At 63.2% G+C, this 26,544-nt stretch carries 29 protein-coding genes; 10 read left to right on the forward strand and 19 right to left on the reverse strand.

Annotated features, from left to right (window positions below):
- Nucleotides 1-177: 177 nt before the first annotated feature.
- The 8 genes from EN845_RS30070 to EN845_RS30105 all read right to left on the reverse strand — a co-directional run bounded on the left by EN845_RS30070 (nt 178) and on the right by EN845_RS30105 (nt 8,110).
- Nucleotides 178-807 carry an isoprenylcysteine carboxylmethyltransferase family protein gene (locus EN845_RS30070; RefSeq protein ID WP_167531523.1) on the reverse strand — a complete coding sequence of 210 codons (630 nt, stop codon included), beginning with the start codon at nt 805-807 and terminating at the stop codon, nt 178-180.
- A 103-nt stretch (nt 808-910) separates the two neighbouring features.
- Nucleotides 911-2,185, reverse strand: coding sequence for an ATP-binding protein (locus EN845_RS30075; RefSeq protein WP_127278791.1), 1,275 nt, complete (start codon nt 2,183-2,185; stop codon nt 911-913).
- A 1-nt stretch (nt 2,186) separates the two neighbouring features.
- Nucleotides 2,187-2,873: a response regulator gene (locus EN845_RS30080; RefSeq protein ID WP_127278796.1), complete on the reverse strand. Its 687-nt coding sequence runs from the start codon at nt 2,871-2,873 to the stop codon at nt 2,187-2,189.
- 221 nt (nt 2,874-3,094) lie between these two features.
- Nucleotides 3,095-4,753, reverse strand: coding sequence for an FAD-binding dehydrogenase (locus EN845_RS30085; RefSeq protein ID WP_127873313.1), 1,659 nt, complete (start codon nt 4,751-4,753; stop codon nt 3,095-3,097).
- 88 nt (nt 4,754-4,841) lie between these two features.
- A complete protein-coding gene (locus EN845_RS30090) occupies nt 4,842-5,831 on the reverse strand; it encodes a Gfo/Idh/MocA family oxidoreductase (RefSeq protein ID WP_127873314.1) in 990 nt (329 codons plus the stop codon).
- Between the two features lie 114 nt (nt 5,832-5,945).
- Nucleotides 5,946-6,521: a YceI family protein gene (locus tag EN845_RS30095; RefSeq protein WP_127873315.1), complete on the reverse strand. Its 576-nt coding sequence runs from the start codon at nt 6,519-6,521 to the stop codon at nt 5,946-5,948.
- Nucleotides 6,522-6,590: 69 nt separating this feature from the next.
- The gene (locus EN845_RS30100) at nt 6,591-7,160 is read right to left on the reverse strand and encodes a cytochrome b (protein ID WP_127278795.1); all 570 of its coding nucleotides are present in this window, start codon (nt 7,158-7,160) and stop codon (nt 6,591-6,593) included.
- Between the two features lie 59 nt (nt 7,161-7,219).
- A complete protein-coding gene (locus EN845_RS30105; protein WP_127873316.1) occupies nt 7,220-8,110 on the reverse strand; it encodes a LysR family transcriptional regulator in 891 nt (296 codons plus the stop codon).
- A 96-nt stretch (nt 8,111-8,206) separates the two neighbouring features.
- Here EN845_RS30105 and EN845_RS30110 point away from each other — a divergent pair, with 96 nt between their 5' ends.
- Complete coding sequence (locus EN845_RS30110) at nt 8,207-9,202, forward strand: aldo/keto reductase (RefSeq protein ID WP_127873317.1); 996 nt, start codon at nt 8,207-8,209, stop codon at nt 9,200-9,202.
- 210 nt (nt 9,203-9,412) lie between these two features.
- On the opposite strand, the gene EN845_RS30115 is transcribed toward EN845_RS30110, so the two are convergent.
- The 7 genes from EN845_RS30115 to infC all read right to left on the reverse strand — a co-directional run bounded on the left by EN845_RS30115 (nt 9,413) and on the right by infC (nt 16,076).
- Entirely contained in the window at nt 9,413-10,015 is a 603-nt protein-coding gene (locus EN845_RS30115; protein ID WP_127873318.1) for a nucleotidyltransferase family protein, read from the reverse strand.
- Nucleotides 10,016-10,054: 39 nt separating this feature from the next.
- A complete protein-coding gene (gene pheT, locus EN845_RS30120) occupies nt 10,055-12,463 on the reverse strand; it encodes a phenylalanine--tRNA ligase subunit beta (RefSeq protein WP_127873319.1) in 2,409 nt (802 codons plus the stop codon).
- Nucleotides 12,464-12,506: 43 nt separating this feature from the next.
- On the reverse strand, nt 12,507-13,559 hold the full coding sequence (gene pheS, locus EN845_RS30125) for a phenylalanine--tRNA ligase subunit alpha (protein ID WP_245511840.1): 1,053 nt from the start codon (nt 13,557-13,559) through the stop codon (nt 12,507-12,509).
- Between the two features lie 305 nt (nt 13,560-13,864).
- Nucleotides 13,865-14,266 (reverse strand): 50S ribosomal protein L20, encoded by a 402-nt coding sequence (gene rplT, locus EN845_RS30130; protein ID WP_006201247.1) that lies wholly within the window; start codon nt 14,264-14,266, stop codon nt 13,865-13,867.
- Nucleotides 14,267-14,285: 19 nt separating this feature from the next.
- Complete coding sequence (gene rpmI, locus EN845_RS30135; protein ID WP_006201248.1) at nt 14,286-14,489, reverse strand: 50S ribosomal protein L35; 204 nt, start codon at nt 14,487-14,489, stop codon at nt 14,286-14,288.
- A 183-nt stretch (nt 14,490-14,672) separates the two neighbouring features.
- Entirely contained in the window at nt 14,673-15,299 is a 627-nt protein-coding gene (locus EN845_RS30140; protein ID WP_127873321.1) for an isoprenylcysteine carboxylmethyltransferase family protein, read from the reverse strand.
- A gap of 240 nt (nt 15,300-15,539) precedes the next feature.
- Nucleotides 15,540-16,076, reverse strand: coding sequence for a translation initiation factor IF-3 (infC, locus tag EN845_RS30145; protein WP_010912915.1), 537 nt, complete (start codon nt 16,074-16,076; stop codon nt 15,540-15,542).
- A 220-nt stretch (nt 16,077-16,296) separates the two neighbouring features.
- Between infC and EN845_RS30150 the strand changes: the two genes are divergently transcribed.
- From EN845_RS30150 to EN845_RS30165, 4 genes are all read left to right on the forward strand, one after another.
- On the forward strand, nt 16,297-17,064 hold the full coding sequence (locus EN845_RS30150; protein WP_127873322.1) for an alpha/beta hydrolase: 768 nt from the start codon (nt 16,297-16,299) through the stop codon (nt 17,062-17,064).
- A gap of 2 nt (nt 17,065-17,066) precedes the next feature.
- Nucleotides 17,067-18,209: a benzoate/H(+) symporter BenE family transporter gene (locus EN845_RS30155; protein ID WP_127873323.1), complete on the forward strand. Its 1,143-nt coding sequence runs from the start codon at nt 17,067-17,069 to the stop codon at nt 18,207-18,209.
- 117 nt (nt 18,210-18,326) lie between these two features.
- Nucleotides 18,327-18,809, forward strand: a complete 483-nt coding sequence (locus EN845_RS30160; RefSeq protein WP_127873324.1) for a DUF2852 domain-containing protein — start codon at nt 18,327-18,329, stop codon at nt 18,807-18,809.
- Nucleotides 18,810-18,908: 99 nt separating this feature from the next.
- Nucleotides 18,909-19,667, forward strand: coding sequence for a M48 family metallopeptidase (locus EN845_RS30165; protein ID WP_127873325.1), 759 nt, complete (start codon nt 18,909-18,911; stop codon nt 19,665-19,667).
- A 39-nt stretch (nt 19,668-19,706) separates the two neighbouring features.
- Here EN845_RS30165 and EN845_RS30170 read toward each other — a convergent pair whose 3' ends face one another.
- Nucleotides 19,707-19,922 carry a hypothetical protein gene (locus EN845_RS30170; protein ID WP_127873326.1) on the reverse strand — a complete coding sequence of 72 codons (216 nt, stop codon included), beginning with the start codon at nt 19,920-19,922 and terminating at the stop codon, nt 19,707-19,709.
- Between the two features lie 112 nt (nt 19,923-20,034).
- Between EN845_RS30170 and EN845_RS30175 the strand changes: the two genes are divergently transcribed.
- The 5 genes from EN845_RS30175 to EN845_RS30195 all read left to right on the forward strand — a co-directional run bounded on the left by EN845_RS30175 (nt 20,035) and on the right by EN845_RS30195 (nt 25,361).
- On the forward strand, nt 20,035-20,694 hold the full coding sequence (locus EN845_RS30175; protein ID WP_127873327.1) for a phosphoribosylanthranilate isomerase: 660 nt from the start codon (nt 20,035-20,037) through the stop codon (nt 20,692-20,694).
- 91 nt (nt 20,695-20,785) lie between these two features.
- Entirely contained in the window at nt 20,786-22,006 is a 1,221-nt protein-coding gene (gene trpB, locus EN845_RS30180; RefSeq protein WP_127279846.1) for a tryptophan synthase subunit beta, read from the forward strand.
- Between the two features lie 62 nt (nt 22,007-22,068).
- Nucleotides 22,069-22,908: a tryptophan synthase subunit alpha gene (trpA, locus tag EN845_RS30185; RefSeq protein WP_127873328.1), complete on the forward strand. Its 840-nt coding sequence runs from the start codon at nt 22,069-22,071 to the stop codon at nt 22,906-22,908.
- A 48-nt stretch (nt 22,909-22,956) separates the two neighbouring features.
- Nucleotides 22,957-23,883: an acetyl-CoA carboxylase, carboxyltransferase subunit beta gene (accD, locus tag EN845_RS30190; protein ID WP_127279848.1), complete on the forward strand. Its 927-nt coding sequence runs from the start codon at nt 22,957-22,959 to the stop codon at nt 23,881-23,883.
- A 152-nt stretch (nt 23,884-24,035) separates the two neighbouring features.
- Nucleotides 24,036-25,361: a folylpolyglutamate synthase/dihydrofolate synthase family protein gene (locus EN845_RS30195; RefSeq protein WP_127873329.1), complete on the forward strand. Its 1,326-nt coding sequence runs from the start codon at nt 24,036-24,038 to the stop codon at nt 25,359-25,361.
- Nucleotides 25,362-25,450: 89 nt separating this feature from the next.
- Here the strand turns inward: EN845_RS30195 and EN845_RS30200 are convergent, their stop codons facing one another.
- The 3 genes from EN845_RS30200 to EN845_RS30210 form a co-directional block, all read right to left on the reverse strand.
- Nucleotides 25,451-25,864 carry a type II toxin-antitoxin system VapC family toxin gene (locus tag EN845_RS30200; protein ID WP_127873330.1) on the reverse strand — a complete coding sequence of 138 codons (414 nt, stop codon included), beginning with the start codon at nt 25,862-25,864 and terminating at the stop codon, nt 25,451-25,453.
- The gene (locus EN845_RS30205) at nt 25,861-26,109 is read right to left on the reverse strand and encodes a type II toxin-antitoxin system VapB family antitoxin (RefSeq protein WP_127873331.1); all 249 of its coding nucleotides are present in this window, start codon (nt 26,107-26,109) and stop codon (nt 25,861-25,863) included. The genes EN845_RS30200 and EN845_RS30205 overlap by 4 nt, the downstream gene beginning before the upstream one ends.
- An 83-nt stretch (nt 26,110-26,192) precedes the next feature.
- Complete coding sequence (locus EN845_RS30210) at nt 26,193-26,474, reverse strand: cupin domain-containing protein (RefSeq protein WP_127873332.1); 282 nt, start codon at nt 26,472-26,474, stop codon at nt 26,193-26,195.
- Nucleotides 26,475-26,544 lie beyond the last annotated feature (70 nt).

Consider the following 26,544-nt stretch of genomic DNA (forward strand, 5'->3'; position numbering starts at 1 on the left):
CGTTAATCGCGGTAAAGGCAGTGTAAAGTTGGGTAAAACCCACGATCGGCACGGATCTTCAGCCGGCGCATACGTCGCCGGAAGCGCCAGCGTGATGGTGCGGCCAGCGGGGCGTTTCGCCTCAGAACCGTACGCGGGCCGGAGGAAACTTGTTTCATCGGGCCGGCAGCCCAGCCATCAAAAGAGGTGCAGTATTGGTTTGAGGAGCTTTGCGGATTGCAACGACTCGATGAGTTCGGACCCGGGGATTGCAAGGAGAAAGCAGGAACTGTCGATAGCGGTACGCTTCAGCGCAACCGGGTTGAACGTCCTGGGCAATTGATGCGCGACGTCGCCAACGCTTCGTCCGAAGCGAGGGAGGAAGGCGGGCACCTCATGGCAATATTCCCGGTAGGCATCGCCAAAAAGCCCGTCAAGAGCAATCGATTCGCGGCCTGAGACATAAGCGAATACCAGATACCCAAACAGGAAGTAGAAGGCCGCAATCGCCACTGACCCGAAAATCAGGCCGATGCCGGCAAGCCCTAGGGAAGAAAAGAAGTACAGCGGATTGCGGGTGTGGTTATAAGGGCCGTTCGTTATGAGTTCCCGGTTCTTGCGTCCGCCTATATACAGCGATGCCCAGCACCGACCGGCGACACATATTATGATAAATGCGGAGCCAATAAGCTCCATGCCTTGGCGAGCAAGAGTCTCCGGCGGCCAGGCGCTCTGCGACAATAGGACCGGCGTCAAAAGTAATGGCACGGCCAGCCAGAGGAACCGCATCCTCTTGCCCTGCTGAAACACCGTCGTGGTCACCGACATCAGTCCACTCTCTCGCATTTGAAGAACCGGGGTCACGGTCCAGCTTTAGCGATGCCAGCGTTAATGGCGGTAAAGGCAGTGTAAAGTTGGGTAAACCTTGCCATCAACCTCGATCGTTGGCCGGCTGCCGAGGAATCTCCAGCATGATGGCCAAGCCGCCGACGTCCGGCAGCGACGCGTATACGCGCCCGCCATGGCGCTCGATTGCCTGTCTCGCGATCGCAAGGCCAAGACCGTACCCGCCTCTGGGTGCCGCGTCGTTGCCGCGGGAGAATGGCTGGAAGATTCGTTCGAGTTCGTCTCGCCTGACGCCCGGCCCCTGATCCACGACGCACACCTTGAGGAGGTGTTCCGTGGTCTCGCATTGCACGATGATTTGCGAATGTTCGGCGGTGTATTTGACAGCGTTGCGAATGACGTTTTCCAGCGCCCGGCAGATCAGCTCGCCTTCGACCTCGGCAAGAAAGCTGTCGTCGACATTGGTGGTGATCGAAACCTGGCGTGCCTGGGCTTCGAACGCCGCGTCGCTCAGGATTTCGTTCAGGAGATCGATGACGTCCAGCCTCTGTGTCGACAGAGGGAGGCGGGAACCGGCCGTCAGCCTGGCGAGCGTCAGCACTTCGCCGACCAGCGCATCGAGCCGTTCGATCTCCCGGTCCATGCGGTCCAGCATGGCATCGAGTTTGCCCGGACTCTGCCGAAGGACACCCCCAACGGCTTGCAGACGTGACAGCGGGGAGCGCAGCTCATGGGACACGTCGTGGAAAAGTCTCTGCTGTGCCTCCTGCAGCTCCTGCAACCGCGCAGCGCTGGAATCGAAATCATGCGCGAGCGCGGAGACCTCGTCCTTCCGGCCTGCCATCTTGTGTCCGATGCGGACGTCGAAGCGGCCATGGGCGAGCGCGCTCAGGCCGTCGCGAAGGTGCACGACGGGACGAATGAGATATCGGGCGAGCGCGGCCGCCGATATCGCGCTCGAAATCAAAATACCGAGCCCTGGTACGAACGGACCAAGCTTGTCGAGAATGACACTGTATTGCCGAGGCACGGAGATCCGGTAGCAACTCCCGTCCTTCAGGACGGTTCTTGTCTCCGCCGTGCTCCTATCGGTGCATGCGCCGGATCCCGCGATCTCGGAGATCGTGAGGCCGACCGGCACCGTGTCCTCGCTTGCACGGGCAAAGCGCCGAGCGGCATCTTCACCGTCCTTGACAAGGAGGTTTTCAGTCAGGTCGAGGACGACCGCCTGCTTCTGGCGTTCCAGTTTCGAAGCGGAAGGAAGCGTCTGAAAGAAGTCGAGCGTCAGGACTATGATCGCGACGGACGCGGCAAGCGTCAGCCAGGTTATCACGAAGAACTTCTTGAACAGCCGGGGCATGTCAGTCCAAAAGAAGTTGATAGCCTTGGCCGCGAACAGACCTTATCCATGACTGTCCATCGTCCCTGAGGCCGAGCTTCTGACGCACGCTGCTGATATGGACGTCGATGCGGCGATCGAACGGGGCTAGCGGCTTTCCAAAAGCCCGTTTCGAGATGTCTTGCTTCGGCACCAACTGACCGGCATGGCGAGCGAGAACTTCGAGCAGGCTGAACTCCGTACCGGTAAGCTCCAGCAACTGCCCGTCCCATTCGGCGGTTCTGTTGCTCGGATGGATCACCAGCCGTCCGGCTCTCAGCGTGTCAGTGGACGCGCCGACCGCGGGCTGGTTCGCACGACGAAGGATCGCGCGCACTCGGGCCGCGAGCTCTCCCGGCGAACAGGGTTTTGTCACATAGTCGTCGGCACCGAGGTTAAGGCCCGATATCCGGTCGATGTCATCGCCTCTTGCCGTGAGCAGCAGCACCGGAACTTGGCTCAGCTTCCTGATCCTTTGCAGGACCTCGATCCCGTTCATTCGGGGCATCATGATATCGAGCACGATCAGGTCCGCCGCTTTGCGCGCGGCGGCGGCAATCGCCGTGCCGCCGTCCGTGCCTGTCGCCACGTCATACCCTTCTTCGACCAGGTATTCCTGCAGCAGCGTCGTCAACTCGACATCGTCGTCGATGAGGAGGACCTTGTTCATTCCATTCCGTCCGTCATTCATGCCGGCCCCTAAGGCACAAATGCGGGCGGGCGGCGGGATTTTACCCAACTTAACACAACTTGACTGCGTTTAACGTCCACCCGGCCAAGCATGGAGCGGCGACACGGGTCGCGTTCAACCACCGCTGCGGTTCGTCGGTTGCACGGCCGATGGCGTCGGCCTTGCCATGCCTGGCCAAAGGCCTGCAAGACGCCGCCATCTCACCCCACCGAACGTGCCGCTGCCCGGCCCGCGCTGCGGCCCGAGAAGATGCAGCCACCCAGGAACGTGCCTTCGAGCGCCGCGTAGCCGTGCACGCCGCCGCCGCCGAAACCGGCGGCTTCACCGACGGCATAGAGGCCCGGTACCGGCTGGCCGTCGGGACCCAGCACGCGGCTGTCGAGATCGGTCTGCAGGCCGCCCAGCGTCTTGCGGGTCAGGATGTTGAGGCGCACCGCGATCAGCGGTCCGTTCGCCGGGTCGAGCATCTTGTGCGGCTTTGCCGTGCGGATCAGCCGGTCGCCAAGATAGGCGCGCGCGCCGCGCAGCGCGGTGATCTGCATGTCCTTGGAGAACGGATTGTCGAGCTGCATGTCGCGGGCGCGGATCTCGCGCTCGACCCCTGCTACATCGAGCAGCGGTTCGCCGCCGGCCAGCGCGTTCATGCGCGCCACCAGCTTCGAAAGATCGGCCTCGACGATGAAATCCTCGCCCTTTTCCATGAACGCCTTGACGGGACCGGGGATGCCCGACGTGGCGCGGCCGAGCACCTGGCGCCAGCTTTTTCCCGTCAGATCGGGGTTCTGTTCCGAGCCCGACAGCGCGAATTCCTTCTGGATGATTTTCCTAGTCAGGATGAACCAGGAATAATCGAAGCCGGTACTCATGATGTGGCTGAGCGTGCCCAGCGTGTCGAACCCGGGATAAAGCGGCACCGGCAGGCGTTTTCCCCGGGCATCGAGCCACAGCGAGGACGGTCCGGGCAGGATGCGGATGGCATGATCGGTCCAGATCGGCGCCCAGTTCTTGATGCCCTCGACATAGTGCCACATACGGTCGCGGTTGATGATCGAGCCGCCGGCCTGTTCCGATATGGCCAGCATGCGGCCATCGACATGGTCGGGCACGCCCGTGATCATGCGCTTCGGTGCCGTGCCCAGCCGCTTGGGCCAATTCTCGCGGACAAGCTGATGGTTGGCGCCAATGCCGCCGGAGGCGACGATCACCGCCTGGGCATGCAGTTCGAAGTCGCCTGACACATCGCGCGAACTCTTGTGGCCACGCTCGACAGTGCTCGGCTGCAGGATGTCGCCACGCACGCCGGTCACGGCCGCACCCGTCCGCGTCAGCTCATTGACCCGATGGCGGAACCTGAAGTCGATCAATCCGCGCTTTTGCGCCTCGCGCACGCACTGGACGAACGGCTCTAGCACGCCGGGACCGGTACCCCAGGTGATGTGGAAGCGCGGCACCGAATTGCCATGGCCGATGGCATTGCCGCCGCCGCGTTCGGCCCAGCCGACGACAGGAAAGAATTTCAGGCCGCGCTGCAGGAGCCAGGAGCGCTTCTCGCCGGCGGCAAAGCCGACATAGGCCTCCGCCCATTTGCGCGGCCAGAAATCCTCCGGCCGGTCGAAAGCGGCGGTGCCCATCCAGTCCTCGAGCGCCAGATCATGGGAGTCGCGGATGCGCATGCGCCGCTGCTCCTGCGAATCGACCAGGAAAAGCCCGCCGAACGACCAGAACGCCTGGCCGCCCAGCGATTGCTCCGGCTCCTGGTCGACGATGATGATTTTCTTGCCGGCCTCGGCAAGCTCGGCGGCGGCAACCAGCCCGGCAAGGCCGGCGCCGACAATGATCACGTCCGCGTCGTCAGCCATTTGTTCCCCCCAGAATTAGCCGGTTAAGCAAGCAATTCCAGGAAAAGTGTGAGGCGGTTTTCCGTCCGGAATTGCGTCAAACAATGGCTCAGACGGTCTCCCAGCCGCCCTTGTTGTCGCCGGCGCGGAAGATGGCGTCGATGACTTTCTGGTTGAGCACGGATTCTTCCAGCGTGAAGACCCGCTCCTTGCCGCCCTGCGCCGCCCGCGCGAAGGTCTCGACCTCGAGCCTGTATTGCTGCGTGCCGGGAAAGCGGAACACCTGCGCCTCGGTGTGGTTCTGGTTGTGCAGTTCGACGCGGTGATGGTCGTACAGCCCGGCATTGAACGGCGAGAACACTTCGATGAAACCCTTCTCACCGTGGAACACCATCACCTGGCGTGCCGCCATCTGGGTCGACAGGTAGAAGGACAGTTCGAAATCGCCGAAATCGGCGCGGATCGAGGAATAGATGTCGGTGCCGAATGTCTTGTCGCGCTCGATCGTCGCCTGTACGCGCAGCGGCTCCTTGCCGGTCGAAAAGCGTGTCGACACGGTCGGGTAGACGCCGATGTCGGGCAGCGCGCCGCCGCCGAGATCGAGCTTGTTGCGCATGTTGTTGGGATCGACATTGTAGTAGGAGAAAGCGCCCTGCACATGGCGCAGCCGGCCGATGGCGCCGCTGGCGATGAGATCACGCACCTTGATCCATTGCGGATGGTAGATGACCATGAAGGCTTCGCAGACCAGCACCTTTTTGGCATCGCGCAGCTTGATCAGGGGCGCGATGTCCTTGGCGTCGAGCGCCAGCGGTTTTTCGACCAGCACATGCTTGCCGGCCTCGATGGCCTTGGCCGTCCATTCGACATGCTGCGAGGTCGGCAAGGGGATATAGACGCCGTCGACTTGGTCGGAAGCGAGCAGCTCCTCATAGGAGCCGAAGGCATGGCGCGCGCCGAAGCGGTCGCCCAATGCCTTGGCCTTCGACAGGTCGCGGCTGGCGATCGCCGACAGCACGCCGTTCTCCGCCTCGACGATTGCCGGCAACAACTGCTCGCGGCCGATCTTTGCCGTCGACAACACACCCCATCGGAACATCGCGCTTCTCCTTGTCGGTTACAGGCAAGGAGGTTTGCCCGAAATCGCCGGAAAAGCCAATGCGGGTGCTCTGTCCCCCGCCCCACGAAGCTGTGGCGAGGAAACAGGTCGCGCCTAGCCCCTTCTCCCAGTCAGCGTCATGTCGAAATCGACGACGTTGGAATAGAGCGGCGTGCCGACATCCATGCCGTAGTGCGAGCGCAGCACCTTGCCGGTGACATGGAATTTGATCGCCCCGCCCTTCAACCCGTCGAGCTCGGCGGTGAATTTTTCCGGAAACGTCTTGCCGCGCGCCGTCAGCCGACCGGTGACGAGCGCCGTCGTGTCACCGGTGCGGCTCACGCTTGTCGAGCGGAACTGGATTTCGGGACTGTTGGCCGCATCGAACACCGCATCGGAGCGCAGGAAGGCATCGATGCGGCCCTGGCCGGTGCCGACACTTTCGGGATAGATGGTGAGGTCGACTTTCGAGCGCCCGACATCATTGTTGTCGATGCGGATCGTGCCCTTGAAACGGGCAAAGGCGCCATCGAAGCCGCCGCCGCCGGCCTTGCCGATGGTGAAGCGGATCGCGGAACCAGCCTGGCTGATCGTATAGCTGCCGGCGGCATCGCCGAGTACGACTGCCGCATAGACGGGCATGGCAAGACAGGCGGCGGCAGCCGCCAATCCGAGGATTCGCGCACGCATTGGATTGTTCCTTGTTCGGAGGCAACGCTCTCTCGCGTCCTCACCCCACCAACGAGATCAAGGCCCGTTCTATTCCCCGGTTGACGAAGGCGTGATCATGCGTGTCAGCACGCTGTCGCGCAGCAGGAAATGATGGCGCAGGGCCGCGCAGACATGCAGCGCAACCAGTGCGATGCCGGCATAGGCGAGATACCAGTGCGCCGACGCCCAAAAACTTTCGGCGGCGTCGGATTCGGGTAGCGGCAGGTTGGGCATGACGAACAGGTTGAACGGCATGCTGGGGATTTCCAGCGTCGAGACCGAAACCAGCGCCCAGCCGGACAGAGGCAGGGCCAGCTGGAAGACATAGAGCGCCAGATGCGCCAACGGCGCCGAGCGGCGCTCCAGGGCGCCGACAGAAGGCGGCAAGGGCGGTGCGGCGTTGCCGAGCCGCCAGGCGATACGCAGGATGATGAGCCCAAGCAGCAGAAAGCCCAGTGATTTGTGCAGCTGGATCAGCTCGAAGGCGGTACGCTGGCTCTGGGTCCTGACCATGACGAAGCCGAGTGTGAACTGGCCGATGAAGATGATCCCGATCAGCCAGTGGAGGACGATGGTTGCCCAGCCATAGCGGGTCGTGGTGTTGGTGATGGTCTGCATGGGAGGCGAACGTTGGCGCGGTCAGCTTTCTTCCCCTTGCCGCCAAGGGGCAGAGTTGCCTACCCGCTCACCCTGAAGAAATCGACGAAAGCCCTCAGCGCCGGCCGCATCTGACGGCGGCTGGGGTAATAGACGAAGAATCCCTCAAAGGGCGGGCACCAGTCCTCCAGCACGCGGATCAGCCGGCCGTCGGCGAGCGGCGCGCGGACATAGTCCTCGAAGACGAAGGCGAGCCCGGCGCCGTCGACCGCCGCCTGGGCGATCAGATGGTCCTCGTCGAGGATCAGCGGTCCTTGCGCGGCAATTTCGATCTCCTCGCCGTCCTTCTCGAATTCCCAGCGGTAGAGGACGCCGCTGGAGAAACGGAAGCGGATGCAGCGATGGTCGGCAAGCTCGCGCGGATGGCGAGGTTTCGGCATCTTCGCGAAATAGGACGGCGCGCCGACGACGGCGCCGCGAAGATCGGGCCCGATGCGCACCGCGATCATGTCGCGCTGCAGGCTTTCGCCGAGCCGCACGCCGGCGTCGAAACCGCCTTCGACCACGTCGGTGAAGCGGTCCTCGATGACGATCTCCAGCACGATCTCGGGATAGGCGGCGGCAAAGGCGCCGAGCCGCGGCGTCAGCGTCAGATGCGCAGCCGTGCGCGGGACGGTCAGCCGCAGATTGCCGGCAGGCCGGTCGCGCGCCTCGACGGCCGTTTCCAGCGCCAGGTCGATCTCGGACAGCGCCGGCCGCAACCGTTCAAGCAGCCGTGCGCCTTCCTCGGTCGGAGCGACGCTGCGCGTGCTGCGCGCCAAAAGTCGCACGCCAAGCCGTGCTTCCAGGCTGGAGACTGCGTGGCTGACCGCCGAAGGCGCGATCGCCAGTTCCCTGGCCGCGCCGCGAAAACTGCCGCATTGGGCAACGGTTGCCAGCACCGCAAGCTGTGAGAGATGCGCTCGGTTCATTGATCTATTTCTTGGAACGACCCGTACTAAGAAGAGCCGATTATCGAACGGACCGCAAGGCATTATTTCTGCCGCATCACAACAAGGAGACGCGTGATGAAAACCCGCAAACTCGGTACTGAACTCGAAGTCTTCCCGGTCGGCCTTGGTTGCATGGGCATGAGCTTTGCCTATGGCGGCCAGCCGGAAGCCGAGGCGATCGCCACCTTGCACCGCGCCGTCGAGATCGGTGTCACCTTCTTCGACACGGCGGAGGTCTACGGCCCCTTCGAGAACGAGATCCTGCTCGGCAAGGCGCTGAAATCGGTTCGCGGCAAGGTGACGATCGCGACCAAATTCGGCTTCAAGATCCTGGAGGAAGGCACCGGCATGGATCGCATGGCCGGTGTCGACAGCCGTCCCGAGCACGTCAAGGCTGTTGCCGAGGCGTCGCTGAAGCGGCTTGGCACCGATGTCATCGACCTCTACTACCAGCACCGTGTGGATCCGAACGTGCCGATCGAGGATACGGTCGGCGCCATGGCAGAGCTGGTGCGTGAGGGCAAGGTGCGGGCGCTGGGCCTGTCGGAGGCGAGCGCCGCCACCATCCGCCGGGCACACGCCGTACACCCGATCGCGGCCGTGCAGAGCGAATATTCGCTGTGGAGCCGCGACCCTGAAGACGATGTCTTCGCTGTCTGCCGCGAGTTGGGCATCGGCTTCGTGCCCTACAGCCCGCTCGGCCGCGGCCTGCTCACCGGCACCATCGCCAAGCCGGAGACCTTGAGCGACGATGACTGGCGCCGTGTCCTGCCGCGCTTCCAGGCCGATGCCATGGCCGCCAATGCCGAGGTGATCGCCACGCTGGAAAAGATGGCGGCCGACAAGGGCGTCACCTCGGCGCAACTGGCGCTGGCCTGGGTGCTGCACCAGGGCGACTTTATTGTCCCCATCCCTGGTGCACGAAAAATCCGCCATCTCGAGCAGAACACGGCGGCGGCCGCGATCGAGCTAAGTGCGGCCGAGGTGGCGGCGATCGGCGATGCGCTGTCACCGGATAAGGTGATGGGCAAGCGCTATACGGAGGAACTGCTGACGCTGGTGAATGGGTAGATTTTTCGGCATCCGCTAGCTTTCAGACGCTGGCGCGAGGCGCCCCCTCTGTCCTCCGGGACATCTCCCCCACCAGGGGGAGATTGGATGTCATTTCGGCCTTCGCCAATCGCCGACGTCGAAAGAGGGCGAGACCGCCAAGCTGCCGATCTCCCCCCAAGTGGGGGAGATGGCCGGCAGGCCAGAGGGGGGGCGCCTTGCGCCAGCGCCCTACCAAGGCACCACCGTAATCTCCGGCCAGTTCTCCTTTGCCCGCGCACCCTTCACTTCATGCGTCCGCTGGTTGTCCATCACCCGGTTCGGCGTGATGCGAAACGAGAAGAGATCGTCGAGTCCGAACGGCGCCACCAGCTCCAATTGCCCATCGGCGCCGTAGCGCACCCCGACCGCATGTGTCTTCGAGGCGAAATAGCTGACGGACTCACTGGAACTCGTATAACGCGGGCAGGGCTGTCCGAACTTCCGCGGATACCACAGATGCACGCGGGCCTGGTTGCGCACTTCGACCGGCAGCGGCAGTCCCTCGAAATACCGAGCCGCCCGGCGGATCACCGCGTCCTCTGCCTCATAGGACAGGTCGGAGTCGTCGAAATAGAAGAGGTCGACATCCCTGATGCCGTAGCCCGACGACTTGCCGGTCAGCTGGTTCCAGACGCTGTTGTAGAGCGCGCCGGAAACCACCAGCCAATCCGGCAAGGCAAACGCGCGCACTCGTGCCAGCGTTTCGACAAGCAGCGGATCAGCCTCGACGATGCCGAGAAACGCACTTCGTTGTTTCTCAAACGGGAGCCCGGAATGACGCAGATGGTTCATCACCCTTTGGAGGGCGATTCGCCATCTACCCGCAATCCTTTATCCCCGCAGCACGCCACCCGTTTGCTTGCCGACATTCTCGACGATGCGCTTGGCCAGCGCCTCGAAATCCTCGTCGGTCAGTGTCTTCTCGACCGGCTGGATAGACACTTCGACGGCAATCGATTTTTTGTCGGCTCCGAGCGACCCACCCTCGAAAATATCGAAGACCGAGACGCCGGTGATCAGCTTCTTGTCGGCGGCCAGTGCGGCGCGAACAAGCGTGCCCGCCTCGACCGCCTTGTCCACGACGAAAGCAAAATCGCGCTTCACCGCCTGGAAGGCGGAGAGTTCCAGCTTCGGCTTGGTCTTGGTCGGCTTTACCTTCGGCTCGGGCACGGCGTCGACGAACACTTCGAAGCCGCATAGCGGCCCGGAGACGTCGAGCCCTTCCAGCGTCTTCGGATGGAACTCACCGAACGTGCCGAGCACGGTCTTCGGACCGAGCTTGATCGTGCCGGAACGGCCGGGATGATACCAGGCCGGTCCGCCGGCCTCGATCTGCAGCCGTTCGACCGGCGCGCCGCAGGCTTCGAGTGCGGCGACCGCGTCGGCCTTGGCGTCGAACACCCCGACCGGACCGGAATTGCCGGCCCAGTTGCGGCCGGAGCCGTCGAGCTTGGCCGTGCCGCGGCGCACGCCGGCGGCGACGCGCCGCTGCTGGTCGGCGCCATCGCCCTCATAGGTGCCCGAGACCTCGAACAGCGCCACGTCGCCGATGCCCTTGTCGGCATTGCGCTGCGCAGCCGAAATCAGCCCCGGCAGCAGCGAGGGCCGCATGTCGGACATGTCGGCGGCGATCGGGTTGGCGAGTTTCAGCGCCGTCTGGCCGCCGCCGAACAGTTCGGCGTGTTTGGCCGGAATGAACGACCAGGTGACGGCCTCCATCATGCCGCGCACGGCAAGCGAACGCTTGGCGGCACGGGTGCGGATCTGCAGTGTCGTCAGGATCTTGCCGTTGACCACGTCATGCGCGCCGAGCGGCTGCGGCGCGATGTTGTCGACGCCATGGATGCGCATGACCTCCTCGACCAGATCGGCCTTGCCGTCGACATCGGGACGCCAGGAAGGCACGGTCACGTCGACGACGTCGCCCGATCCCTGCGCGTGGAAGCCGAGACGCGACAGGATGTCGAGGCTCTCCGCCTTTGGCACTTCGATGCCGGTCAGCCGCTTCACTTCCGACAGCGGAAGGGAAACGATCTTCGGCTGATGCCCGGCATAGCCGGCCACCTCGGTCTCCGTCGGTGTGCCGCCGCAGAAGTCGATCACCAGCTTGGTGGCCAGTTCGATGCCCGGAACCATGAATTCAGGATCGACGCCGCGCTCGAACCGGTAGCGCGCATCGGTGATGATGCCGAGCGTGCGCCCGGTGCGGGCCGTGGTGATCGGGTCCCACAGAGCGGATTCGATCAGCACGTCCGTCGTGGTCTCGTCACAGCCGGAATGCTCGCCGCCCATGATGCCGGCAATGGATTCGACGCCATTATCGTCGGCGATCACGCACATTTCCGGCGTCAGCGTGTACTCGCGCCCATCGAGCGCCTGCACCTTTTCGCCATCCCTGGCGCGGCGCACGACCAGATTGCCGGCGACCTTGGCGGCGTCGAAGACGTGCAGCGGTCGGCCGCGGTCGAAGGTGACGTAATTGGTAATGTCGACCAGCGCGCTGATCGGCCTCAGCCCGATGGCGATCAGCCGCTGCTGCAGCCATTTCGGCGACGGCCCGTTCTTGACGCCCTTGACCAGCCTGAGCGCGAAGCCCGGGCAAAGCTCCGGCGCCTCGATCGTCACCTTCACCGGGCACATGCCGCTGCCGACATGCGGCATGATCGCGCCGCCGACGAGGCGGCCGAGGCCGCTCGCCGCCAAATCCCGGGCGATGCCAAAGACGCTGGTGGCATCGGGCCGGTTCGGGGTCAGATTGATCTCGATGACCGGATCGTCGAGATGGGCATAGGACGCAAAGCTGGTGCCGACCGGCGCATCCTCGGGCAGGTCGATAATGCCATTATGTTCGTCGGACAGTTCCAGCTCGCGCTCGGAACACATCATGCCGTGGCTTTCGACGCCCCTGATCTTGCCGACCGCCAAAGTGACGTCGATGCCGGGCACATAGGTGCCGGGCGCGGCGAAGGCGCCGATCAGGCCGGCGCGAGCGTTGGGCGCGCCACAGACGACCTGCACCGGCGGCTTGCCGTCACCGGTATCGACGGTCAGCACCCGCAGCCGGTCGGCGTCGGGATGCTGCACTGCCGTCAGCACCTTGGCAATGACGAAGGGTTTCAGGCCTGCCTTGTCGTTGACATGCTCGACCTCGAGGCCGATCGAGGTCAGCCGCTCGACGATCTCGGCCAGCGTGGCGTCGGTTTCAAGGTGATCCTTGAGCCAGGAGAGGGTGAATTTCATTGGGCTGTTCCGTAATGGCTGGCGGCAGGAGTCTTCAGGGGTGTCACGCGCTCAAGCCTCCGAACAGCGTCGGCATGTCCAGCGGCCGGAAGCCGTAATGCGACAGCCAGCGCACATCCGCGTCGAAGAAGGCGCGCAGGTCCGGCATGCCGTATTTCAGCATGGCGATGCGGTCGATGCCCATGCCCCAGGCAAAGCCCTGGTATTCGTCGGGGTCGAGCCCGCCGGCCCTGAGCACATTGGGATGCACCATGCCGCAGCCGAGAATCTCCATCCAGTCGGAGCCTTCGCCGAAGCGCACCTCGCCTGGCCTTGAGCGGTCGCACTGGATGTCGACCTCGAGGCTCGGTTCGGTGAACGGGAAGAAGGACGGCCGGAAGCGCATCTTGACTTGCGGCACTTCAAAGAAGGCCTTGCAGAACTCTTCCAGCACCCACTTCATGTTGGCGACGTTGGCCGACTTGTCGATCACCAGCCCCTCGACCTGATGGAACATCGGCGAATGGGTGGCGTCGGAATCCTGGCGGTAGGTCTTGCCGGGAATGACGATGCGGATCGGCGGCTTCTGCTTCTCCATGGTGCGGATCTGCACTGGCGAGGTGTGGGTGCGCAACAGCTTGCGTTCGCCCTTCTCGTCCGGCTGGAAGAAGAAGGTGTCGTGCATCTCACGCGCCGGATGGCCCTCCGGGAAATTCAGCGCGGTGAAATTATAGTAGTCGGTCTCGATGTCGGGACCTTCGGCGATGGCGAAGCCGAGATCGCCGAAGATCGCCGCGATCTCGTCGATGACCTGGCTGATCGGATGGATGCGGCCGCGCTCGGCCGGCGACTGCCGCACCGGCAGCGTCACGTCGACCTTTTCGGCGGCCAGCCGGGCGGCGATCGCCACATCCTTCAGATCAGCCTTGCGGGCCGTCAGCGCCTCGGTGACGCGGTTCTTGAGGCCGTTGATGGCGGGGCCCTTGACTTGGCGCTCCTCGGCGGTCATGGCGCCAAGGGTTTTCAGCATCTCGGACACGGTGCCCTTCTTGCCGAAGGCAGCGATGCGCACGGCCTCGATGGCCGGCTCATCGGCGGCCGACGCGATCTCAGCCATCAGGGAATTTTCGAGCGTATCCAAGCCGGTAGTTGCGTCGTTCACGGTCAAACTCGCTACGTTGGAAGTCAGCTTTAAAGTGAAAGTCACTTCTAAGTTGAAAGTTCAGGCATCAGAGACAAAAGAACCCGCGCCAGCCGTGCCAGCGCGGGTTCCCCAAATCAGAATTGCGAATGCTTGGGAAGCGCTGGGCTCGGAGCCCGATCCCGAAAAGTTGCAGACTTTTCGGAAAAGATCGCGCTCCTCGCTAATTTCCCTGGAGCATGATGTTGTCCAAAAAGTCAGAAACTTTTTGGCATCATGCTCTAGGCGACAGCGCTTTCAAAAGCGTTCGGCGTGGTGTTCTTCAGGTATTCGAGCGCGACCTTGGCCTTGGCGACCAGGGCGGCGAAAGCCTGCGGCTCGTGGATGGCCATGTCGGACAGGATCTTGCGATCGATCTCGATGCCGGCCTTGTTCAAACCGTCGATGAAACGGCCATAGGTCAGGCCGTGCTCGTGGGTCGCGGCGTTGATGCGCTGGATCCACAGCGCGCGGAACGAGCGCTTGCGGTTCTTGCGGTCGCGATAAGCGTACTGCAGGGACTTTTCCACCGCCTGCTTGGCGATGCGGATGGTGTTCTTGCGACGGCCGTAAAAACCCTTGGCGGCTTTCAGGACCTTCTTGTGCTTGGCGTGCGAGGTGACGCCTCTTTTTACGCGTGCCATGTCATGATCTCCTTAAAACTTAAAGGCCGTTCGGAAGAAAATTCTTGATGACCTTCTTGCCATCCGGTTCAGCCAGAACCATCGTGCCGCGGGCATTTCGAATGAACTTGTTGGAACGCTTGATCATGCCGTGACGCTTGCCGGCCGCAGCCGACAGCACTTTACCCGTACCTGTGATCTTGAACCGCTTCTTGGCGGCCGATTTGGTCTTCATCTTGGGCATTTTGCTACTCCGTATTGTTGGCGCACGATCGCGCTTCTTGTTCGCTCCAGGCCGACCAAAGCCCGAAAAGCAAATGAAACCGCCACGGCATGCCCTGCCGGGCGGTTTTCTTGGAACGGCGGTGCTATAGATCAAAGATGGCGCGGGCGCAACACCTCAGGCCGTGCGACGCACTGTCCCCTCTCAGGGCAGCCTGAACCACACCGGCAGCACGCCCGACAGTTGCGCGCCGTCGATCAGTTCGAAAGCCGGCAGCGCAATGAGAAACACCAGCCCGTCGAGCAGTGTGGTCAAAAGCAGGCGCGGCTTGAAGCTGCCGGTGTCGCCTTCCTGGTAGAGCGAAAGCTTGGGGAAGAAGCGCGGCACGCGCGCCAGATAGTCCGCATAGGGTGCGCCGAGCGCCTCCTTGAGGAATTTCTCCTCGCGCAGGATGACGATATGGAAGGCACCGGCGCACAGAACCGCGAAAAGGATGATGCCGGAGAACGAGCCGATCTGCGCGCCGACGCCGGCGGCGGCGACGGTCGAGAACACGTAGAGCGGATTACGGGTGATCGAGTAGGGGCCGCCGGTCACCACCTCGGACGACTTGCGTCCGCCTATATAGAGCGTCGCCCACAGGCGCCCGACGATGCCGAGGAAAATCAAGAGCACGCCGAACATCTCGATCGATTCATGGACCGGCGTGTCCGGCGGGAAGGTCGACTGGCCGAAAAGCAATGCCAGAAACAGCACCACCACGAGCACGGCAAGCACCAGCCGGCGCATCTGCTGGTAGTTGCCCAGCCCGTGTTTGTATTCTGTGTCCAAGATTGGGATCCGATCGTCGAGGAGCCTGGCCGGCGATCGCAGCTCTAGCCAGGAATGGCGTCCCGCCGATCGCCGGGACGCCTCTGTAGCACAATTCAGGCGGATTTTGGCGCGATGACGAGGCCTGACGTCATCGTGATCCAAGCGGGTTCCGCAAAAGTGTCCACGGTTTTGCGGTGAGAATCCGCGACAACCATGGAAACTATGCCGACGACGCGTTGCGAAGCGAGCGGAGTCTGCTTAGCGCGGCGCCAGCACCATCATCATCTGGCGACCTTCGAGCTTCGGCTCGGCTTCCACCTTGGCGATGGTCGCCACTTCCTCGCGCACCTTGTTCAGAAGCTGCATGCCGAGTTCCATATGCGCCATCTCGCGGCCGCGGAAGCGCAGCGTCAGCTTGACCTTGTCGCCTTCCTCGAAGAAGCGGCGAACCGCCTTCATCTTGGTCTCGTAGTCATGGCTGTCGATGTTCGGGCGCATCTTGATCTCCTTGATCTCGATGACCTTCTGGTTCTTGCGCGCCTCGGCCGCCTTCTTCTGGTTGGCGTATTTCAATTTGCCGAGATCGAGGATTTTTACGACGGGGGGCACCGCGTTGGGCGATATTTCGACCAGATCGAGCCCGGCCTCTTCGGCGAGCAGCAATGCGTCGTTGATGGAAACATCGCCGCGGTTCTGGCCTTCGGCGTCGATAAGCTGGACCCGGGGAACCCGGATGTCACGGTTGGAGCGCGGCCCATCCTTGGTCGGCGCCGCTGCTTTGAAAGGTCTGCGAATGGTCGTGGTCTCCTTGGCCGTTTCGTTCAGGGTTCGCATGAATCTGTGTGCGGACGCGCCAATGTGGGAAGCGCGCGGCGCAAGTCAATAGCACAGCGTTCTCAAGAAATCACCTGATCACGAGCCTGTGCCAAGCAAAGAAACATCGCGAGCACTTTCCGTCTTGCCTTTGGCCGTGCCAAAAGCGACGCGTGAAAAAAACCGGGACCGCCCCACAGCCATGACCTCCGCTCCGACCTTTCTTGATGTTGATGGATCCGATATCGCCGTGCGCCATGCGGGTGGCTCGACGCCCGGCATCGTCTGGCTCGGCGGCTACAAGTCGGACATGCTGGGCACGAAGGCCGAGACGCTGTCGGACTGGGCGGCACGGGAAGGCCGGGCCTTCCTGCGCCACGACTATTCGGGCCATGGCGAATCCGGCGGCGCCTTCGCCGACGGTACGATCTCGAAATGGCTTGCGCAAAGCCTTGCGGTTTTCCGGCATTTCGCCAAGGGCGATCAGGTCCTGGTCGGCTCGTCGATGGGTGCCTGGATCGCGCTGCGCATGGTGCAGGAGTTGCGCAAGGCGGGCGATGCAAGCGTCGTCGGCCTGGTGTTGCTGGCGCCGGCACCCGATTTCACCAGCGACCTGATCGAGCCGGTGCTGACCGAGGCGCAGAAACGCGACCTCGCCGAAAAGGGGTTCTTCGCGGAGCCGTCGGACTATTCCGCCGAGCCTTACGTCTACACGCGCGCGCTGATCGACGACGGGCGCGAAAACCGGATGATGACCGGGCCGATCGACACGCATTGCCCGGTTCACATCCTGCAGGGGCTGGCCGATGCGGACGTGCCATCGAGCCACGCGTTGAAGCTCGCCGCCCTGCTGCCGGCCGACGATGTCACGCTGTCGCTGATCCCCGACGGCGACCATCGCCTGTCGCGCCCGCAGGATCTCGACATGCTGGTGCGGGCGGTCGGCGACATCGCCGGACGAGGCAAGTAACGATGCGCCTTTCCATCCCGATCTCCGCTTTTGTCGCGGCAATCGTCGGTTTCGGCGGCACGCTGGCCATCGTCATCGCCGCCGCCAAGGCGGTCGGCGCGACGCAGGTCGAGACGGCGAGCGGTGTGACGGCGATCTGCCTGGCCATGACGGTCGAGTGCCTGTTGCTGTCATGGCGCACGAAAATGCCTGTCATCACTGCCTGGTCGACGCCGGGCCTGGCACTGGTCGCCGCCTCGAGCGGCTTTTCGATGGGCGAGGCCGTCGGCGCCTATATCGTCACGGGCGTGCTGTTGGTCGCGACCGGCCTGTTTGGGCCGCTGACCCGGCTGATATCGAGAATACCGGCTTCGGTCGCCTCAGGCATGCTGGCCGGCATCGTCGTCACTTTCGCCATCAATGCCATGAAAGCCATTCCGGCGGACCCTTGGCTCATCCTGCCGCTGATCGCGGCGTTCTTTGTCATCCGGCTGTTCAATCCGGCACTGTCGGTACTGGCGGTGCTGGTCGGCGGCGGTCTCGCCGCGTTCCTCACCGGCCGTGTCGGCGGGCTGCCGACACCCGAGCTGTCGACTCTGACACTGATTACACCTGATTTCACCGCCAAGGCGATGATTGGGCTGGCGCTGCCGCTCTATCTCGTCACCATGGCTTCGCAGAATCTCTCCGGGCTCGCCGTGCTGCGCGCCGCCGGCTACCACCCCGAGCCGGGCCCGCTGATCGGCGTCACCGGCCTGTTTTCGCTGCTGTCGGCGCCGTTCGGCGGTTCGACCACCAATCTGGCGGCGATTTCGGCGGCGATCTGCACCGGGCCGGACGTTCATCCCGACCCCGCCGAGCGCTGGAAGACCGGGCCGTTCTATGCGCTTGCCTATCTGATCTTCGCGATCTTCGGCGCCTCGCTGGTAGCGATCTTCGCCGTCCTGCCGCAGAGCCTGATCGTGCTGGTGGCGGGTCTTGCGCTGATGGCGTCGCTGGCCAACGCGCTGGCGATCGCGCTGAAGGACGAAGGCGACCGCATGGCCGCCACCGTCACCTTCGTCGTCACCGCCTCCGGGCTGACACTGTTCGGTGTCGGCGCCGCATTCTGGGGCCTGATCGCCGGGCTGGTCGTGCTTTTCCTCGATGCGCTCAAAAAGCGATAATCATTTCAGAAGCTTGTCCGGTTTTGGCGAACATTGTCTTGAATCGCGGTTTTCTCCTTCCCATTTCGATTCCACGCAGCCGGTTCTGGCTGTCTCCAACCGAAGGAATGGGAGAAAATGAACACATCTGCATTGATCCGCCCGGCCTGGACGCCGGCGACCATCGCGTTGATGGTGATCGGCTTCATGGTGTTCTGGCCGCTCGGCTTCGCCATGCTCGCCTACATCATCTGGGGCGACCGGCTCGAGGGCTTCAAGCGTGACGTCAACCGTGCGACCGACGGCATCTTCGCCGGCTGCCGCCGTGGGTCCGACAAGGCCGCGCGCTGGGGCAATGGCTCCGCCCGCACCGGCAACGTCGCTTTCGATGACTGGCGCGAAAAGGAGCTTGAGCGTCTGAACGAAGAGCGCCGCAAGCTCGACGAGATGCTGACCCAGTTCGACGAGTACGCTCGCGAATTGCGCCGCGCCAAGGATCAGGACGAGTTCGACCGGTTCATGGCCAACCGCAACAAATCGACGGCTCCGGCGAAGACCGACCCGAGCACCGGAACGACGCCCACCAAGCGTGGCAAAGGCTCGAACCTGCTCGACGACTGAGGCCCAGCGACAGGGCCAAGGTATGATGACGGCGTCGCGCGAGCGGCGCCGTTTCTTTTTTGTTCTATTCGTTTTCCTCGAATCGCGTATCGTCCCGCCATGACCATCGGGTTCTTCCGCAATCTGACGAAGCCCAAGCCCACGCCTGCCGTGGAACGGGAATACTGTGTCGCCGGGCGTACGCTGCCGCTCAAGATCGTCGAGAGCGCCAGGGCAAAGCGCCTGACGCTGCGCATCGATTCCGGCGGCCAGGGCCTGCGCATCACCGTGCCGCCAGGCCTGCGGCGCGGCGAGGTCGACAGGTTCCTCGACCGCCACCAGGACTGGCTGGAGCAGCGTCTGGCCAAGGTGCCGGCTCGTCCTCAAGTAAGACCAGGTATCAAGATCCCGGTGCGCGGCGTGCCGCATCGCATTGTCCACGAACCGTCAAAGCGCGGCACCGTCACCATATCGCGCGACGAGCGCGGCCCGCTGCTGATCGTGCATGGCGAGCGCATCCATCTGCCGCGCCGCATCGCCGATTTTTTGAAGCGCGAGGCCAAGAAGGATATCGAGAAGCTGGTGGTCAGGCATACGGAGGCGCTCGGCAAGCGCGCCAAGGCGATCCGCTACAAGGACACCTCCAGCCGCTGGGGCTCCTGCACCTCCGAAGGCAATCTGTCCTTCTCCTGGCGCATCATGATGGCGCCGCAGCCTGTGATAAACTACCTCGTCGCGCATGAAGTGGCGCATCTCAAGGAGATGAACCACGGCCCGAAATTCTGGAAATTGTGCGAAAAGCTCTGCCCCGACACGGACCGCTGCAAGGATTGGCTGAAGCGCAACGGCGGCGCCCTGCAGGCGATCGTTTTCGAATAGGGATAGCGGACGGCGGCGTTTCAGCTACCGGCCACGCACTCAATCATCGTTCGCCGCATTGAGCTCCTCCGGGCGCAGTCCTTCGTCGGTATGCGGCCAGGGCAGAAAATTCCGGTCGAAGGCATCGCCGCCGAAATAATCCAGCGCCCGATGCGCTTCGGCGCCGTTGAAGGCGGCCTTGTCCATGAGATGCGCGATCACCTCGCGCGCCTGCGCGATCTTCTGCTTCAGTTCGGCAACGGTCTGGTCGGCCATGGCTGTGCTCCCGCCTTGCATGCTGTCCTTCCATAGGTAGCGCCTTTGGCCTTGCCGGCAAACAGCATGCTTTTTCTCGACTCTTGGCGCTTTTCATGTCAATTCCCGCGCCATGGCGCTCGACATCAAGATCTGCGGCTTGAAGACCGACCAGGCAATAGGCGCGGCGCTGGCCGGCGGCGCCAGCCATGTCGGGTTCATTTTCTTCGCCAAAAGCCCGCGCTACGTCGAACCGGCCGAAGCTGGCCGTCTGCGCCAAGCGGCGCGCGGCAAGGCCCTGGCGGTTGCCGTCACCGTCGGCGCCAATGACCCCTTCCTCGATGAAATCGTGGAAAAGATGCAGCCCGACATTCTGCAATTGCACGGCTCCGAAACCCCCGAGCGAGTGGCCGAACTGAAAGCCCTCCATGGCCTGCCGGTGATGAAGGCGTTGCCGCTCGGCGATGCTGCCGATCTCGAACGGATAAAGCCGTTCGTCGGCATCGCGGACCGCTTCCTGTTCGACGCCAAGCCGCCAAAGGGCTCCGAGCTGCCGGGCGGCAATGGCGTCGCCTTCGACTGGCGCATCCTTGCCGGCCTTGACGCCGGGATCGATTACATGCTTTCCGGTGGGCTCAACGCCGCCAACATCGGCGACGCCCTTCGGCTTGCAAACCCGCCCGCAATAGACATTTCCTCGGGCGTGGAGAGCGCGCCGGGCGTCAAGGATCCGGCGCTGATCGAACAGTTTTTCCGGGCCGTCAGGGCCGCGCGCGACGACCGCGCCGCCTGAACAAATTTCGAACCCTGAGCATGTCCCGGAAAAGCGGGAACCCGGTTTTCCGACAGGGACATGCTCAAAGTACAGATCTAGGAGATCGGCGATGAACAAGCCGGCGACACCCAATTCCTTCCGTACTGGACCCGACGAGCAGGGCATGTTCGGCATTTTCGGCGGCCGTTTCGTTGCCGAAACGCTGATGCCCCTCATCCTCGACCTGGAGAAAAACTGGAACGAGGTCAAGAACGATCCGGATTTCAGGGCCGAGCTGACCGATCTGTCCACCCACTATGCCGGGCGGCCGTCAAAGCTGTATTTCGCTGAAGGCCTGACGAAGCATCTTGGCGGCGCGAAAGTCTATTTCAAGCGCGAGGATTTGAACCACACCGGCTCGCACAAGATCAACAATTGCCTCGGCCAGATCCTGCTGGCCAAGCGCATGGGCAAGAAGCGCATCATCGCCGAGACAGGTGCCGGCCAGCATGGCGTGGCGTCCGCGACCGTCGCCGCCCGCTTCGGCTTTCCCTGCGTCGTCTATATGGGTGCGACCGACGTTGCCCGGCAGAGCCCCAACGTTTTCCGCATGAAGCTGCTTGGCGCCGAAGTGCGGCCGGTGACCGCGGGCCACGGCACGCTGAAGGACGCCATGAACGAAGCCCTCCGCGATTGGGTGACCAATGTCGAGGACACCTATTATTTGATCGGTACCGCCGCCGGCCCGCATCCCTATCCGGAACTGGTGCGCGACTTCCAGTCGGTGATCGGCACCGAGGCACGCGCGCAGATCCTCGAACAGGAGGGACGGCTGCCCGACACCATCATCGCCGCAGTCGGCGGTGGTTCCAATGCCATCGGCATGTTCCATCCCTTCCTCGATGACAGGCAAGTCCGCATCATCGGCATCGAGGCCGGCGGGCGCGGCCTCGACGGCATCGAGCATTGTGCCTCGATGAATGCCGGCTCTCCCGGCGTGCTGCACGGCAACCGCACCTATCTCCTGCAGAACGCCGATGGCCAGATCATGGACGGCCATTCGATCTCGGCCGGCCTCGATTATCCCGGCGTCGGCCCGGAGCATTCCTGGCTGCGCGATTCCGGCCGTGTCGAATACGTGCCGATCCTCGACGACGAGGCGCTCGAAGCCTTCAAGCTGACGACGCGCGTCGAAGGCATCATCCCGGCGCTGGAATCGGCGCACGCCATCGCCCATGCGGTCAAGATCGTACCCGCCATGGACAAGGACCAGATCGTCATCGTCAACCTGTCCGGCCGTGGCGACAAGGACGTGCACACGGTGGCCTCGATGCTGGGCATGGAGATCTAGGCCCTTTGGACAGTTTCGATTTGGGAGTTGATTATGAGCAAAATTCGTCCAAAGGGCCAGACATGACCACCCGCATCGACCGCCGCATGGCGAAGCTGAAGACCGAGGGCCGCCCGGCGCTCGTCACCTATTTCATGGGTGGCGACCCCGACTATGCAACCTCGCTGTCGATCATGAAGGCGCTGCCCAAGGCGGGCGCCGACGTGATCGAGATGGGGATGCCGTTCTCCGACCCGATGGCCGACGGCCCGGCGATTCAGGCCGCCGGCCTGCGCGCACTGAAGGGCGGCCAGACGTTGGTGAAGACGCTGAAATTGGCGTCCGACTTTCGCGCCGGCGATGACGAAACGCCTATCGTGCTGATGGGCTATTACAACCCGATCTACATCTACGGCGTCGACCGCTTCCTCGTCGACGCCAAGGCGAGCGGCATCGATGGGCTCATCGTCGTCGACCTGCCGCCGGAAATGGATGAGGAACTGTGCATTCCGGCGCTGAAGGCCGGCATCAACTTCATCCGGCTGGCGACGCCGACCACCGACGACAAGCGCCTGCCCAAGGTGCTGCAGAACACGTCCGGCTTCGTCTACTACGTCTCGATGACCGGCATCACCGGTGCGGCACTCGCCGACACCGGCAAGGTGGCGGCGGCGGTCAAGCGCATCAAGGGTCACACCGACCTGCCTGTCTGCGTCGGCTTCGGCGTCAAGACCGCCGAACAGGCGCGCGTCATCGGCGCCAATGCCGACGGCGTGGTGGTCGGCACGGCGATCGTCAACGCGGTCGCCAATGTGCTGGGGCCGAAGGGCGATAAGACCGCCGATCCGGCCGAGGCCGTCGCCACGCTGGTCAGCGGCCTGGCGCAAGGCGTGCGCTCGGCCCGCCTTGCTGCTGCCGAATAGTTTTCCTAGGTCTTTACCCAACTCTTCGTCAGGACAGGAGCCGAAGCGATGAACTGGATCACCAATTACGTTCGCCCGAAGATCAACTCGATGCTCGGCCGACGCACCGACATGCCCGAGAATCTCTGGATCAAGGATCCCGAGACCGGCGAGATGGTGTTCCACAAGGACCTGGAATCCAACCAGTTCGTCATCCCGTCCTCCGGCCATCACATGAAGATCTCGGCCAAGGAGCGGCTGAAATTCTTCTTCGATGACGGCAAGTACGAGACCCTGGACAACCCCAAGGTCATGCAGGATCCGCTGAAGTTCCGCGACGAGAAGCGCTATGTCGACCGGCTGAAGGACGCCAAGGCCAAGACCGGTCTGGAAGACGCCATCATCAATGCGCTTGGGACCGTCGAGGGCCTGCCGGTGGTGGTGACGGTGCAGGATTTCGCCTTCATGGGCGGCTCGCTCGGCATGGCGGCGGGTGATGCCATCGTACATGGCTTCGAGGTCGCCTTGCAGCGCAAGCGGCCGCTGATCCTGTTCGCCGCTTCCGGCGGCGCCCGCATGCAGGAAGGTATTTTGTCCCTCATGCAATTGCCGCGCACCACGGTCGGCGTCGACCGGCTGAAGGAAGCCGGCCTCCCTTATATCGTCGTGCTGACCAATCCGACCACCGGCGGCGTCACCGCCTCCTACGCCATGCTGGGCGACGTGCACATTGCCGAGCCCGGCGCGCTGATCGGTTTTGCCGGGCCGCGTGTCATCGAGCAGACCATCCGCGAGAAATTGCCGGACGGCTTCCAGCGCTCCGAATATCTGATGGAGCATGGCATGGTCGACATGGTGGTGTCCCGGCTGGAGATGCGCCAGACGATCGCGCGTCTGCTCAAGATGCTGCTCAAGATGCCGGAAGAGCAAAAGCCGCTGGAACCGGAAATCCTGCCGCCGGCCGTGCTTGCCGCCGAAGCCCGGCCACAGGCTTGACGCTACGATGGCCGGAGGTGACCCCGGCCTGGCGCGACATTGGCCGCCGCGAACAGCGATTGCGCGCCGCCCATGACGCGCTGTAGCCTTTTGATAGCCGTGGTCATTGCGGGAGCGATTCTGGCTCTCGGGCCATGCGCCGGGATTGTGCCATGACGACGCTTGCCGCCGACCGCGAAATCGAAGCCCTGATGGCGCTTCACCCGAAAGGCTTCGACCTTTCGCTCGATCGCATCACGCGGCTGCTGGAGCGGCTGGACAATCCGCAGGATTTGCTGCCGCCGGTCATCCACATTGCCGGCACCAACGGCAAGGGCTCCTGCGCCGCCTTCTCGCGGGCGCTGCTGGAAGCTTCCGGCCGCCTCGTCCACGTCCACACTTCGCCGCATCTGGTCAGCTGGCACGAGCGCTACAGGCTGGCCGCCGAGGGCGGCGGCAGGCTGGTCGACGATGACATCTTCGCCGAGGCCATCGCCCGCGTCGCCAAGGCCAATGCAGGCCAGAAGATCACCGTCTTCGAAATCCTCACTGCCGTCACCTTCATCCTGTTTTCGGAACATCCGGCCGATGCCGCCATCATCGAGGTCGGTCTTGGCGGCCGCTTCGACGCCACCAACGTCATCGCGCGGCCGGCCGTGTCGGTGATCATGCCGGTGTCGATGGACCACGAGGCCTATCTCGGCGACCGTGTGGAGCTGATCGCCGCCGAAAAGGCCGGCATCATGAAACGCGGCTGTCCCGTGGTCATCGGCGCCCAGGAAAGCGAGACGGCGCTGCAGGTGCTGATCGACACCGCCGAGCGGCTGGAATGCCCGACCCTCGTCTATGGCCAGGATTTTCTCGCTTTCGAGGAAAACGGCCGCATGGTCTACCAGGACGATGATGGCTTGATGGACCTGCCGTCGCCGCGCCTGCCCGGTCGCCACCAGTTCGCCAATGCCGCCGCCGCGATCGCCGCGGTCAAGGCCGCCGGCTTCGAGATCAGCCACCGCGCCGCCGAGAAGGCGATGACCAACGTCGCCTGGCCCGGCCGCATGCAGAAGCTGGGGCAGGGCAGGCTGGCGGAACTGGCGCCGAAGGGCGCCGACATCTGGCTCGATGGCGGCCACAATCCGGGCGCCGGCGTGGTCGTCGCCGAAGCGCTGGCCGAGCAGGAAGAAAAGAACCCGCGCCCGCTGTTCCTCATTTCGGGCATGATCAACACCAAGGACCAGAGCGGCTATTTCCGCGCCTTCAAGGGCTTGGTCAGGCATGTCTACACGGTGCCAGTGAGCCAGAGCGATGCCGGCGTGCCGAACGACGAACTGGCGGTCCGCGCCACGGAAGCCGGACTGACGGCCGAACCGGTAAGCTCCGTCGCCAGCGCGCTCATGCTGCTGCGCGACACCTGGGACGGCCCGCCGCCACGCATCCTGATTGGCGGGTCCCTCTATCTGGCCGGTGCGGTGCTGGCTGAAAACGGCACGCCGCCGACCTGAGGGCGGCTACAGTTTCGACGCCTTGCATCTTTAGACGCCTGCGGCGGAATTCTGCTATCTCGCTTTTGACCGAAAGATCCGAGGGCGGTTCAGAAGTCCCACGGCGAGATTAGGTCAAGGCTGGTGGCACTAAAGTCATTGAGATTGCGCGTTGCCAGTCGACCACCATTCACCCGCGCTATTGCCGCGATCATGCCATCGGGAGCTGACATGCCGCGGCCTTGGCGCGTGGCGAACCCCATGATCTCGCCATAAGCCAAGGCAGCTTCTTCCGTCAGCCCAAAGATCCGGTCGGCAAATCGATGGCGCCATTGGGAAAGTCCCTGCTCCAGCCGATCGGCTCGCTCATCGGGCCGTATCTTTTGAATGCCAAAGGCGATTTCCGCAATCGTCACCGTGGGAAGGGCCAGTTCGGCGTCGTTGCGGACGAGCCACGCCAGCACGGCCGGGTTCGGCGCCTTCTTGAAGGTCTCCGAAATCACGTTGGTGTCGACGAAAATCAAAGCTCAGGTCCTGGATGGACCTGGCGGCCTTCGCGGATAATGTTCTCCAGATCGATGTCGGTGCCACTGGTTGACGCAAGTCGAGCATAGAAGGCGGATGCCGGCTCGCGACCCGCTTCACGAATCTCGTAGGATTCAAGCGCACGTTCGACCACATCGGCTATCGAACGATTTTCGCGGCGAGCAAGTCTATGGGCTAGGTCGCGCGCTTTTGCACTGCGGACTGACAGCTGTGGTTCGGCCATTCCAAACTCCCATTCGAAAAGGGAAATATATGTCGATTTTTACCTGCCATCAAGATGGCAATTGATGTCACGCCATCTAACGGTTACTTCAGCTCGATCTCGATAAAAGCGTACTCGCCGTCATTGGCGCTGATGACGTCGTGTTCGACGCCCTCCTTGCGGAAATAGGGGGAACCTTTCTTCATCTCGGCGAAGGTCTCGCCGTCCTTGGTCACCAGCTTCAGCTTGCCGTCCATCAGCGGAACCACGACATAGTCGTGGCCATGGCGGTGCCAGCCGGTGTTGTCGCCCGGCTGGAAGCGGTATTCGGTGACGATGACGCGCTCATTGTCGATGAAGACTGTGGCCTTGGCGGATCCGGTCATTTCTCTCTCCTGCTTCTGCCGCCAACAGAAGACATGGAAGCCCCCGACGTGAGTGCCAGAGCGGCGCACC

It is taken from the genome of Mesorhizobium sp. M8A.F.Ca.ET.202.01.1.1, assembly GCF_004791595.1.
In the GTDB taxonomy this organism is placed as follows: domain Bacteria; phylum Pseudomonadota; class Alphaproteobacteria; order Rhizobiales; family Rhizobiaceae; genus Mesorhizobium.